The 13016-nt window shown below is 66.4% G+C and carries 7 protein-coding genes; 4 read left to right on the top strand and 3 right to left on the bottom strand.

Features of this window, described 5'->3' with window-relative positions:
* Positions 1-566 precede the first annotated feature (566 nt).
* From AC07M8_RS13620 to AC07M8_RS13605, 4 genes are all read left to right on the top strand, one after another.
* The gene (locus AC07M8_RS13620) at positions 567-1445 is read left to right on the top strand and encodes a glycosyl hydrolase (RefSeq protein WP_495174873.1); all 879 of its coding nucleotides are present in this window, start codon (positions 567-569) and stop codon (positions 1443-1445) included.
* 922 nt (positions 1446-2367) lie between these two features.
* Entirely contained in the window at positions 2368-5412 is a 3045-nt protein-coding gene (locus tag AC07M8_RS13615) for a TonB-dependent receptor domain-containing protein (RefSeq protein WP_495174865.1), read from the top strand.
* 385 nt (positions 5413-5797) lie between these two features.
* Complete coding sequence (locus AC07M8_RS13610; RefSeq protein ID WP_495174864.1) at positions 5798-7507, top strand: phospholipase C; 1710 nt, start codon at positions 5798-5800, stop codon at positions 7505-7507.
* 138 nt (positions 7508-7645) lie between these two features.
* Positions 7646-9061: a cytochrome-c peroxidase gene (locus AC07M8_RS13605; RefSeq protein WP_495174863.1), complete on the top strand. Its 1416-nt coding sequence runs from the start codon at positions 7646-7648 to the stop codon at positions 9059-9061.
* Positions 9062-9190: 129 nt separating this feature from the next.
* Here the strand turns inward: AC07M8_RS13605 and AC07M8_RS13600 are convergent, their stop codons facing one another.
* From AC07M8_RS13600 to AC07M8_RS13590, 3 genes are all read right to left on the bottom strand, one after another.
* Complete coding sequence (locus AC07M8_RS13600) at positions 9191-9460, bottom strand: hypothetical protein (protein WP_495174862.1); 270 nt, start codon at positions 9458-9460, stop codon at positions 9191-9193.
* A 62-nt stretch (positions 9461-9522) separates the two neighbouring features.
* Entirely contained in the window at positions 9523-10965 is a 1443-nt protein-coding gene (locus AC07M8_RS13595) for an NAD-dependent succinate-semialdehyde dehydrogenase (protein ID WP_495174861.1), read from the bottom strand.
* Between the two features lie 67 nt (positions 10966-11032).
* Positions 11033-13012 (bottom strand): sialate O-acetylesterase, encoded by a 1980-nt coding sequence (locus AC07M8_RS13590; RefSeq protein ID WP_495174860.1) that lies wholly within the window; start codon positions 13010-13012, stop codon positions 11033-11035.
* Between the last annotated feature and the right edge of the window lie 4 nt (positions 13013-13016).

Below are 13016 nucleotides of genomic sequence, written 5' to 3'. Positions count from 1 at the left end.
ACAGGTCGCTCATCCCGGTCTCCTCGCGGAGCCTGAATCAGATCGCGACGCTCACATCAATGGGTCCTGACCCTAGTCGTGTGCCCACCCATTCAAGCCCTGACTTATGCCCATCATTCAGCACCGGCAGGTTGTTAGCAAATTAAGATGGCTGCATGTCCCCGCAACCAACGACACAAATCATAACGCCGCCCTCACGGGCGGCGTTGTCGTTTGCGCACAAGACCAGACTTGGGTGACACCAACTCTGCTACAGTGACCGCTGCCAATAAGGCGGGTCACCGAACGCCGCTCACCAGCCGAAGAGAGGGGTGAGGTGACCACAGAGGGCAGGATGCGTGGCGACGACGAGGCGGGCGGGTCTATCCCGTGACTCACCAATGGTACACCGGGGGCGATGAACGCCGCCGGCAGCACCCGGCGCGGCGCGATCGCCGCTTCTGCGGCGGCGCTGGTGCCGATATGCGCCGCCTGGGCGGCGCCCGCGGCGGGGCCGGGGAAGGGCGTGCTGAGCAACCCCCGGGGCGTCGGCGGAGGCGCGGGCACTCTACGCCTATCTCTGTTCGATCTATGGCCGCCATACACTGACCGGGCAGCAAGAGCAGAATTTCTCGACTCCCGGGCCGCGCGTTGAGCTCGACTATATCAAGAACGTCACGGGCAGGCAGCCGGCGCTGCTCGGGGTCGACTATGTCGAGCCGCGTGACCAGCAGGGCGTGAACGAGCGCGCCACGGCGTGGCATGCCACCGGCGGGATCGTCACCTTGTGCTGGCACTCGGGCGCACCCGACATCGGCACCGGCTATGACATTGCCAAGAAGGACTTCGACGTCGCGCGGGTATTGATCCCCGGCACGGCGCAGAACGTCATGATGCGCGAGCAGATGGCGCATGTCGGCGATCTGCTGACGGTGCTGCGCGACCGACACGTGCCGGTGTTGTGGCGGCCGTTCCACGAATTCAGCGGCGACTCGTTCTGGTGGGGCAAGCATGGACCGGACGCGTTCATCGCGCTGTGGCGAATGTTGTACGACTATTTCGTCGGCGTCCGACGCCTGAACAACCTGATCTGGGTACTCGGCTGGGCGGGGCAGAACGTCGATCGCGCTTATTACCCAGCGCGCCGCTATGTGGATGTCGCGGGCGCCGACCTCTATGTCGAGGACCATGGCAATTTGAGTGGGATGTTCGGTCAAGTCAAAGCGATCGTCGGTGACAGCGTGCCGATCTGCCTGCACGAGAACGGACCGATCTCCGATCCGGCAGGGCTGGGATCACAAGCGGATTGGTTGTGGTTCATGACCTGGCATAATCGCTGGCTGAAAGATCCCGCGCAGAACGCGCCTGATCTGCTCCCATCCTATTACGGCTCGGAGCGCTGGCTCATCAAGGATGAGCTGGTTGCTGCCGGTCGTCGTGCGTACAACCCAGCCAGAGCCGAGTAGGGCGGGCTAAGCATTGGCCGCATTTCTGGCAGCGTCATGCAGCTGTAGGGACGCGTAATCGCCTCGTGCAGCCCGCCGCCGTTCCGGGCACTGATGAGCCCGTGCGAGGCGACTTTCTGGCGACGCTGCTGATCGCGTCGCCGCCGACAATCGCCCCGGGCGCCCCGTTGCGCGCGCGCGCCCCAATGGCCCCGCAGCATTCGCTGGATCTTGCTGGCAAGCAACCTGCGAAGCCGCTCCGCGGCTTCGGCGGTCGTGACAGCGTGAGTTTTTCTGTTCAAAGCTCTCGCATTGGTCTCTTTCACGTCGCTGTCCTGATCTTCCGAAAAACCCCGTCTGCTCCAGCGGTTGCATTGGTTTCGGGCGGTTGATCCAGCTGACGGTAACGCGGCTAACCGGGGGCGAGGCTGGTCCATGATCGTCCGCGGGCACAGCTGCAGGAAGATCGCAGCAAAGGATCGCCAATCACGTGCTCAGAGCGCGAATGTTGCTTCAATATCACTGGTCCGCGACAAAACATGCAAGTGGACAGGTTTTGGTATTGAACCTCGGCAGATGCCCGTGCGACCTAGACCCCTCAACCAGCAGGGATCGTGCTGACAAGCGAGGCGGGTGTCGGGATGGTAGCCGGGGGTAGAGATGAGGACAGGGCAACGCGCCGGCATGCTTCTGGGGCACGGTGGACGGTGGCCGCTCGGCGATGCCCCAGCCGTTGCTGGCGTGGCATTGGTGCGGCCGGCTACGGCGCCGCCAGGGCCGCGGTGCACGCGCTCTCGCACATTGTCCCGTATCACCCAGCACGATCACAGCGCTTGACGGCCAAGCACGGGCAAGTGGCGCGCCTACCGGCCGGCGCCCGCGCCCAGCGGCTTTAGACGACGCAGCGAACAGGTTTTCCGGGGGACACGAAAGGGAAATGCACATGAACAGATGGCACGGCTTGTTACTGGCTTCCACCTGCATCACGACGGTGTTTGCGGCACCGGCGATGGCGCAACAGACGGTTGATCCCACGGTTCAGGGCAGCCCCGCGACGAGCGGCAACGAAGCCGCACAGGCCACGAGCGCCGAACCGGCGAGCGGGCAGGCGGCAAACCGCGACATCGTCGTCACCGGTTCACGCATCAACCGGCCCAACGCCACCGCGGCGGCGCCGATCACCTCGGTGACGGCCGACGAGATCCACCAGCAGGCAGCGGTAAACGTCGAGGACGTGCTCAATCGCGTGCCGCAGATCGCCCCGGACAGCCAGCAGAACTATCAGGATTCGGACGGCCGGCAGCGCATCAAGCTGCGCAACCTCGGCTTCGAGCGCACGCTCGTCCTGGTCGATGGCAAGCGGCTCGGCTCGATGAACGGCGAAGACGTCAACATGATCCCGACCTCGCTGCTCAAGCGCGTCGACGTGCTGACCGGCGGTGCCTCGGCGGTCTATGGCTCGGACGCGATCGCTGGTGTCGTCAACTTCGTCCTCGACAATGATTTCGAGGGGATCCAGCTCAACGGCAATTACAACTTCTACGCACACGACAACAAGTCGAGCCTCGCGTCGCAGACCGCGAGCCAGTATGGGTTTACCCAGCCGACACAGGGCAACACCTTCGACGGTGGCCGTTCGGACCTGACGCTGACCGTCGGCAAGAAGATGTTCGACGATCGGTTCCACATCTCGGCCTATGTCGATTACCGCCACAGCGACTTTGTGCCGCTGTCGTCGCGGTCGACGTCGGGCTGCTATCTTACGCAGACCGTGTCGGATAACGTCGAGGGGCCGCTCGGCTGCCAGACCTCGACCTACACCCACTACGGCTACGTCTCACCCCAGACCGGCCCCAACGCTGGCGCTACCTATCTCAACAACCCGGACGGCAGCCGCACCTTCGTCCCCTATTCAGCGGCGCTCGCCGAGAATCCCTACAGCAACTATTCGTACCAGCGCGCTGACGAGCGGTGGAATGCCGGCAGCTTTGCGTCGTTCAAATTCTCGGACGCAGCCGAAGTCTATGCCAACGTAATGTGGTTTCGTGACGACTCGCATAACGTCTTTCCGGCGCGCATCCTGAGCGCCACGAACTATTCGCAAGGCGCCTATACGGTTAGCTGCGACAATCCGTACTTGTCGGCCTCGCAAGCACAGACGATCTGCGGCACCGCGGCCGGCACCAGCACCACCGTCCCGATCGAACTACGCTACCGCCTGAACGCGGGTGACCAAGAAGACCGTTACTTGAACAACGGCCTCCGCATCTCAACCGGCGTTCGCGGCGAAATCGCACGCGGCTGGAGCTATGATGTTGGGGGCGTTTATGCGCGCAACCGGCAGGACTACGCTTGGGCAGAGCCGGATTATGATCGCGTCGAAAACGCGCTCAACGTCGTCAATAACAATGGCACCATCACCTGCGCCAATGGCGGCGCCGATGGTTGCGTTCCCTTTGATCCATTTAGTGCCAACTCCACCACCAGCCAGCAGGCGTTGTTCAACTACGTGCTGGCCGGCACCTATGCGCATGACGTGACCGTCAACAAGCTCTACGACGTGGTGGCGACCGTCCAAGGTGATCTGGGCACTTATGGCATCAAGAGCCCTTGGGCTAATCAAGGCGTCGCAGTTGCCTTCACCGGCGAATTCCGTGAGGACAAGCTCAACAGCTACCTTGATCAGGCATGGATCGACCTGTATGGCGGCAGCAATCAGAACCTGAGCCAGCATGTTTGGGAAGGCGGCATCGAACTGCAGGCGCCGCTCGTCGAGCACAAGCCGTTCGCCGATCTGCTGCAGTTCAACGGCGCCTATCGTGCCTCCAAGTACAGCAGCAACCCGAGCACCTTCTCGACCTGGAAGCTCGAAGGGTTGTGGGCACCGATCCCGGATCTCACCTTCCGCGGCTCGGTCAACCGGGCGCAGCGGGCGCCGACCGTGGTCGAGGCGTTCCAGGGCAAGAATGTCAGCTACGGTCGCCTGACCACTAGCTATCAGGACATCTGCGCCCCGACGGTGAACGCCGACGGCAGCTATGGCGCCCCGGTCGCCTCGGCCCAGGCCTGCGCCGCGACCGGTCTCGCCGCCAACCTCTACGGCAGCCCGACCCTGCTCTGCCCGACCGACGTCGGCTGCAGCTATCGCAGCGGCGACTTCACGGTGGATCCGGAGACGGCATACACCAAGACCTTCGGCGTGATCGTCAAGCCGCGGTTCCTCCCGGGCCTGAGCTTCTCGGTCGATCGGTTCATGGTCGATCTCAATGATTCGATCGGCTACAACGACTATAGCTATTTCTCGACCGGCTGCGCCGCGACCGGCAATGCCTTCTTCTGCGACATGTTCATCCGCAACCCGGACGGCACGCTCGACAGCGATCCGAGCACGAACCCCACCACCGGCTTCATCCGGCAGGGCACGACCAACTACTACAAGAGCAAGTCCTATGGCTGGGACTTCCAGGGGCAGTATGGCCTGCGACTGGAGAATCTGGGCCGGCTCGACTTCGACTTCTCGGGCTCGCTGACCACGCTTGCCGGCGGCCAGGACTCGCCAATCCTCGCGAAGTACAATTGCGTGGGCTATTTCGGCGGTGGCTGCGGCCAGCTGATCCCGAAGTGGACCAGCAGCCTGCGGACCACCTACACCACACAGGATCGCTTCCTGACGGCGTCGTTCAACTGGCGGCACCTCAGCTCGTTGACCAACGTCAGCAACTCGGGTGACGCGAGTATCGGCTATGTCGAAGGCTCGACGCGGAGCGATTACTTCCGCATCCCGGCCTATGACTATTTCGATCTCGCGCTGAGCTTCCGCGTCAGCAAGGCCTATTCGATCCAGTTCTCGGCCAACAACCTGTTCGATCGGACGCCGCCGGTGATCCCCAATTCGTACAGCTACAGCCTGTCGTACAGCAACACCTTCCCGCAGCGCTACGACGCGCTCGGCCGGCAGGTTGCGATCAGCATCACCGCCAACCTCTGATCCGCGATGCGTGAATGAAGGAGCCCGCCTCGGCAACGGGGCGGGCTTTTTCGTGACCGGTGCCCTGTCGCCGGTGGTTTGCAGCGCGGGCTCAACGCGACGCGGTGCTCCATCGCCGTGCAGCAACAGCGCACCGATCGCCGGTGTCGCCGTGCACTAAAGGCGGCACAGCCATGTATTCGTCCGATCAACGACCGATCTCATGCGATTTCGATGTGATCAGTCATGCGGCTGTCACGTTGCCATGCTGTTGGGACGATACGGCAGGCATCCTGCCGCTCACATTGTTCTTTTGGCATGCCGGTAAATCCGCATTGATGACGCTTGTCGCTCTTCCGGGAGTGGGCGGGGAGCGAAGCAACGCGTTCGGCCAGGGAGTCTCGCGATGTTTCGTAAGGAGTTATATTCTTCCGCCAAGGTTGCGTGCATCGCATTGCTGCTGAGTTCGTGCGGGTCCGACGGCAGCGGCCCGGCGCCGACTCCGACGCCCACACCCACCCCGACGCCGGTTGCATCCGAACAGGATGCGCTGACCACGGCGACGCCGATCAAGCACTTGGTGGTGATCTTCGGCGAGAACCAGTCGTTCGATCATTATTTCGGCACCTATCCGTCGGCGACCAACCCGAGTGGCGAGCCGGGGTTCACCGCGGTCAGCGGCACGCCGCAGGTCAACGGCTATCTGCGCAACTCGACGCTGCTCACCAACAATCCCAACACCACGAACGCCAGCAACCTGGCGACCGGGATCTCGCCGGCGCTGATGAACCCGTTCCGCCTCGATCGGGCGCAATATGACACCACGAGCCAGAACCATAATTACACGCCCGAGCAGCTGGCGACCGACAATGGCCGGATGGATGCGTTCGTCGCCAACACCGGCCGCGGCACCAGCGGCGGCGCCGGCGCGTTCGGCACCGCGGCGCAGGTGATGGGCTATTTCGACGGCAACACCGTCACCGCCCTGTGGAGCTACGCGCAGAACTTCGCGATGAACGACAATGCGTTCACCGACTCGTTCGGCCCGTCGACGCCCGGTGCGCTCAACGTCGTCGCCGGCACCACCAATGGCGCGTCCAACGCCTCGGGCACCGGCACGGTCGCCGACGGGCAGGGCAGCTTCAGCGTGATCGGCGATCCCGATCCCAAGGGCGACACCTGCACCACCGGCACCAACCCCGTGATGATGGCCGGCAAGAACATCGGCGATCTGCTGAACGCCGCAGGCATCACCTGGGGCGGCTTCATGGGCGGCTTCGACCTAACCACGACCAACGCCAACGCGACCACCGCCTGCAAGCGCAGCACCGTCTCGCCCAATACCAGCCGCACGGTGGTGGACTACAGCCCGCACCACGCCTGGTTCCAATATTATGCCTCGACGCAGAATCCGCAGCATACGCGGCCGAGCTCGGTGGCGATGATCGGCCATACCGAGACCACGCTCGACGCGACCGGTTCGACGACGCCGGTGCATCACCAATATGACTATAACGACTTCGTCGCCGCGGTGAAGGCGGGCAACTATCCGTCCGTCAATTACATCAAGGCGCCGGCCTATCAGGATGGCCACCCGGGCAATTCCAACCCGCTCGACGAGCAGGCGTTCGTCGCCCGGACGATCAACTTCCTCCAGCAGCAGCCGGACTGGAAGAACACCGCGGTGCTGGTGCTGTATGACGATTCCGATGGCTGGTACGATCACCAGTCGCCCAACATCCAGTTCGGCTCGTTCGACGCTACCGCCGATCAGGTCACTGCGCCCGGCAAGTGCACCGGCCCATCCGCGCTGCAGGCGCTCGGCCTCACCGGCGCACCGGTCAACGGCCGCTGCGGCCCGGGATCGCGCATCCCGTTCCTGCTGATCTCGCCTTATGCCAAGGTGAATTACGTCGACAGCACGCCGATCACCCAATCGTCAGTGGTCCGCTTCATTGAAGACAATTGGCTGAAGGGTCAGCGCCTCGGCGGCGGCTCCAACGACAGCGTCGCGGGGACGATCATGAACATGTTCGACTTCACCGCGGCACCGCACACCACGCCGCTGTACCTCGATCCGCTGCTCGGCACCAAGGTCGCTAACCCGCCGGCCTGATCCCAGGCACCTCCCGGTGCGGCGTCCGTCGCACCGGGATCACAGACCGACAGGACGTTGCGCCGGACCGATCCGACGCGACGTCTTGTCGTCGTTATCCTCCCGCGGCACTGCCGCGGATGTCGACAGGACGGCCCGATGCCGAGCGTTTCTTCCCCCGCCATCGCCCGATCATCGCCCGACCGGGCCCGCCGGCTGCTCGTGCTCGCCGGCCTCGGCTGCATGGCCGCGATCCTCGCCGGCATCGCCTTCATCCTGCTGAGGCCGCAAGCCGCGCCGGCGACGTTCGATCGCCTGATCGAGAATGTCACCGGTGCCAACCCGCACCCGGTGGTGCTGGTCCGCCCGCCGGCGCAGCCGCTCACCGCGCTGGCGACGATCGGCCAGCGGCTTTTCAACGATCCCTCGCTGTCCGCCTCGGGGCGGCAATCCTGCGCGTCGTGCCACAGCGCCGCGCATGCTTATGGTCCACCCAACGGCCGCTTCGTCCAGCTCGGCGGGCCGCAGATGATTGCCGAGGGGCTGCGGCCGCCGCCGACGCTGACCTATCTGTATCGGCAGACCGCCTTTGCGATCGGTCCCGCAGCCGACGAGGATGCGCCGATCCCGCTCGACCAGCTCGCCGCCCAGGCAGCGGGCAGCCAGCGCGCGACCAAGGCGGCGGGCGTCGCCACCACCAGCGTCGCGCTGGTGCCGCGCGGCGGGCTGTTCTGGGACGGGCGCAGCGACACGTTGATGGCACAGGCGACAGGCCCGATGATGGATCCTGCCGAGATGGCCAACAAGGACGTTGCCGATGTCGCGCGCAAGCTGGTGCGCGCCGGCTATCCCCGCCTGCTCGAGCCGCTGTTCGGCAAGGGTCTCGGCAGTAATGCCGAGATGCTGTTCGCCGAGGCAATGTCGGCGCTGTCGCGCTACCAGATCGAGGATCGCAGCTTTCACCGCTTCGACAGCAAATATGATCAGTGGCTGGAGGGCCATGCGCGGCTGAGCCACGCCGAGATGCGCGGGCTGCGATTGTTCAACGATCCCGCCAAGGGCAATTGCGCTGCCTGCCACCTCAGCCAGCCGGGCGCCGACGGCATGCCGCCGCTGTTCACCGACACCGAATATGAGGCGCTGGGCGTGCCGCGCAACCGCGGCCTGGCCGCCAACCGCGATCCGCATCACGTCGACATGGGGCTGTGCGGGCCGCGCCGCACCGATCTCGCCCGCCAGACCCAATATTGCGGCATGTTCCTGACGCCGACGCTGCGCAACGCGGCGACGCGCGGCATCTTCTTCCACAATGGCGTCTACCACAGCCTCAAGCAGGTGCTCGATTTCTACAATCTCCGCGCCACCGATCCGGCGCGGATCTACCCGCATGATGCCCGCGGGCATGTCGCGCTCTACGACGACCTGCCGGCGCGCTACCGCGCCAACATCGACACCGCCGATGCGCCGTTCGACCGCAAACCCGGCGAGCAGCACCCGATGACCGATGCCGAGATCGAGGACATCATCGCCTTCCTCGGCACGTTGACCGACGGCTATCGGGCTCGTGCCGGCTGAAGCAGCGGAAAAGCGTGTCGCCCCGTTCATGCTGAGCCTGTCGAAGCCCGGTGAGTCTCACCACCCTTCGACAGGCTCAGGGCGAACGGCGGGACGGGGGCAGGCAGTCTTCATGCCAGGGCGCCGTGCTCAGCGCGGCGGCTCGGCGCTTTCGATAAGGTCGACGATCTCGAAGCGATAGTCTTTCCAGCCGCGCTGCAGCGCCGCGTCGGCGGCCGCGGCCTTCTTGCTGGCGGCGTCCCTGAGCGACTTGGCATGGCCCCAGAACACCTCGGTGCGGCCGCCGCCGAGATCGGCGACGATGCGCCAATAATGGGTGAAGGGCGCCGCGGTGGGGCCGATCGTCTTGATATACCCTCCGGCCATCACCGCGGTGAGAAAGCGCTTCTTCTTCGCCATGCCGCCTCCTTAAGCGGGTGACGGCGCCAGCGCACCCGTCACCCGCTTAAGACGGCCGTGGCTCAGGCGATATGCACCGCCTTGGTGACGAGATGGCCCGCGATGCCCTCGGGACCGTCTTCGGAACCGTAGCCGCTGTCCTTCATGCCGCCGAACGGCGCGTCGGCCCAGCTCATCCGCACGTTGTTGATTGCGATCATCCCCGCCTCGATCTCGTCCCCGAGCCGGTTCTGGCGTCGGCCGTTCTCGGTGAAGCAATAAGCGCCGAGGCCGTAGGGCAGGCGGTTGGCCTCGGCGATCGCCTCGTCGACGGTGGCGAAGGGGCGGATCAACGCGACCGGGCCGAACGGCTCCTCGTTCATCGCCCCGCTCGCCAGCGGCACGTCGGCGAGCACGGTGGGGGTGAAGAAGAAGCCGTCGCCGGCCTCGTGGACGCCGCCGGTAAGCAGCCGTGCCCCGGCGCCGACTGCCTCGTCGATCAGCCCGGCAATCGCCTCGGGCCGGCGCGGATTGGCCATCGGCCCCATCTGCGTCCCCGCGTCGAGCCCGTTGCCGATCTTGAGCGCCTTGGCGCGCTCGGCAAACCCTTGCGCGAAGCGATCATAGATGCCCTCCTGGACATGGAAGCGGGTCGGCGCGACGCAGACCTGGCCGGCGTTGCGGAATTTATGCTGGACGAGGATATCGAGCGTACGGTCGAGATCGCAATCGTCGAACACCAGCACCGGGCCGTGGCCGCCGAGCTCCATCGTGGTCTTCATCACCGTGTCGGCGGCTAGCTTGAGCAGATGCTTGCCGACCGGCACCGAGCCGGTGAAGCTGAGCTTGCGGGTGACGGGCGAGGCGAGCAGCTGGCGCGACACCGCATCGGGCACGCCGAACACGAGCTGGGCGACGCCGGCGGGGAGGCCCGCATCCTCGAAGCAGCGCAGGATCTCCACTGCGGCGCCCGGCGTCTCCTCGCTCGGCTTGAGGATCACCGAACAGCCCGCGGCGATCGCCGGCGACAGCTTGCGGACCGGGTTCATCACCGGGAAGTTCCACGCGCAGAACGCCGCGACCGGGCCGACCGGCTGGTGCAGCACCAGAGAACGGGTGCCGACCGGGCGCGGCAGCACCCGGCCGTAGATGCGCACCGCCTCGCCGGCGTGGAAGTCGAGCAGCGCCGCAGTGGCACCGACCTCGCCCTTGGCCTCGGCGAAGGGCTTGCCCTCCTCAAGCGTCGCGATCGTCGCCAGCAGATCGGCACGCTCACGGACCAGCGCGGCGGTGCGCGACAGCACCGCGGCGCGTTCCTGCGGCGGTGTCGCCCGCCACAGCCGGAAGCCGCGCTCGGCAGCGTCCAGTGCCCGATCGAGATCGGCGCTGGTGGCGAGCGGCAACGCCGCCAGCGTCGCGCCGGTGGCGGGATCAAGCACCGGCTGCGTCTCGCGACCCTCGGTGATCCACTCGCCATCGATATAGAGGCCGAGGCGGGTGGCGTAGCGGCTGTGAGGGTCGGTCATGAGGTCGGTCTCGCTCCAGTGATGCGTTCCGGGCGCATATAGGGAGAGTTGGGCAGAGATGCCCGCTTCAGGGCGCGTCCACCTTCAGCTCGAACGGCACGGCGGGCAGGTCGTCGCTACTGTAGAGGTTGACCGGCGGCGCATCCGCCCAGGCATAGCGCACGCGGGTGACGGCGGCGGCATCATCCACCGCCAGCGTCACGACATCGCCGGCCGCCTTGCCCGGCACGTAGCGGCAGCCTGTCGCGTCACACGCCTCGAAGCCGATCGCGATATCGGCGCCATAGGTGCGCAGCCCCGTGCCCGCGTCGCGGAAGCGGATCGCGAGCGTGTTGGTCCCGCGTGTTACCGCCAGTGCTTCGGGGCCGCCGGCGGCGATCGGCTCGCCATAAGCACGCGCCCGGGCGGCGCGGGCGAGCCGCTCGCCGACCACCGATTTCTGCGAGGGGTGAATGTCGAAGCGGTCGCCGACATCCAGCGCAGTCGCCAGCGCGGCATGCGGGTCGGCACGGGCGACCTTGGCCTGGATGTCGCGCAGCGTTGCCCAGTCGGACTCGCCGGGCTCGCTGCGCGGCGGGCCGTAGGCGGCGAGCTGGACGATAAGGAAGGGCAGGGTGGGCTGGCCGGTCGCGCGCCGCCAGTCGGCCATCATCATCGGCAGCAGCGTCGCATAGTCGCGCGCGGCAGCGGTGTTGGACTCGCCCTGATACCAGGCGGCGAGCGTGTAGCCATAGCCGGCGATCGGCGCGATCATGCCGTTGTAGAGCGTGGTGAGGCTGTTGGGCACGTCCCATGGCGCCGGCGCGACCGACAGGCCGGTGGCGCGCGCGCCGAGCTGGTAGCGCCAGGCCCGATCCAGCGGGATCAGCGTGCCGTCCCCCGCCTTGATGCCGCGTGCCTGCGGGTCGCCGGTCAGGCCGCCACCGCCGAGCACCCGCAGCACGATCTCGTTAGCGCCGGCATGGAGCGTGCCTGCGGGCAACGGATAGTCGCGCGTCGCCCAGTTGGCGGTGCCGCTGCCGATCCGCTGGCCGTTGATCCAGCAGGTATCGAAGGTGTCGATCGTGCCGAGCAGGAGCGAATTCGCCGCGGCCGCCTGCGCGGCGGTCAGCTCAATCCGCTGGCGCAGCCACATCACGCCGTCGAAGCCGGCAAGCGCGGGAATGCCGGCCTCCTTCCACGACCCTGCCGGCGCGAAGGACGGCCAGGCGGCGTCGTCGAAGCCGGGGGCGATCCAGGCGCGCTGCGATGCGGACCCGGCGAGGTGCGCGTCCCACCAGGCTTCCTGACGCCGGGCGTCGGCGGCCTTTGCGCCGGCCGAGTCACTGGCCAGCCGGGCCACCTGGGCGATGCCCGGGGCATAAGCCGGCAGCGTGCGCAGCGCCGTGGCGCTGATCCAGCCCTCGATGGTGGTGCCGCCCCAGTCGGCGGCCACGAAGCCGATCGGCACCTTCAGCGTCTTGCGCAGCGAACGAGCCATATAAAAGCAGACGGCCGAGGCGTCGCCGACGGTGTCCGGGGCGGCTGTCTTCCAGGCGACGGGATCGCGCAGATCGGCGAGCGGCGCGGGCTCGCTGGCCTTGGTGATCGTGACGAAGCGCAAGCCCGGATCGGCCGGCGCGCCGAGGCCGCTCCACGCGCCGGTGGACAGCCGCGCCGGGAATTCCATGTTCGACTGGCCCGAGCATAGGTAAACGTCGCCGACCATGACATCGGCGAGCCGCGCCTGCTCGCCGCCGGCGGTGGCGGTCAGCGCATAGGGGCCGCCGGCGTCGCGGGCGGGCAGCGCCGCGCGCCACGTGCCGCGGGCATCGGCCCGCACCGACGCCGCCGCTTCGCCCAGCGTGACGCGGACCGTGGCGCGCGGCTTCGCATAGCCCCACACCGCGATCGGGCGGCCGCGTTGCAGGACGGCATGATCGGTGAAGATGCGGGCGAAGCGCGGCGCGTCCGCCGCAGCTGCGGGAGTTGCCTGGCCTTGGCCGAAGGCAGGCGTGCTGGCGAGCGTCAGCGCGACGAGGGCAGGGACGAGCCGGGCTGCGGACATGAAC

This window comes from Sphingomonas sp. GW821-FHT09E03 (assembly GCF_059416225.1).
The sequence above is the reverse complement of the archived record's forward strand: the minus strand, read 5'-3'. Positions and strand labels throughout refer to the sequence as shown.

Excerpts from the sequence above, each read along its gene's own strand:
- AC07M8_RS13610 (WP_495174864.1), top strand. The coding sequence starts at position 5,798 with ATGTTTCGTAAGGAGTTATATTCTTCCGCCAAGGTTGCGTGCATCGCA.
- AC07M8_RS13590 (WP_495174860.1), bottom strand. The coding sequence starts at position 13,012 with ATGTCCGCAGCCCGGCTCGTCCCTGCCCTCGTCGCGCTGACGCTCGCC.
- AC07M8_RS13615 (WP_495174865.1), top strand. The coding sequence starts at position 2,368 with ATGAACAGATGGCACGGCTTGTTACTGGCTTCCACCTGCATCACGACG.
- AC07M8_RS13605 (WP_495174863.1), top strand. The coding sequence starts at position 7,646 with ATGCCGAGCGTTTCTTCCCCCGCCATCGCCCGATCATCGCCCGACCGG.
- AC07M8_RS13595 (WP_495174861.1), bottom strand. The coding sequence starts at position 10,965 with ATGACCGACCCTCACAGCCGCTACGCCACCCGCCTCGGCCTCTATATC.
- AC07M8_RS13600 (WP_495174862.1), bottom strand. The coding sequence starts at position 9,460 with ATGGCGAAGAAGAAGCGCTTTCTCACCGCGGTGATGGCCGGAGGGTAT.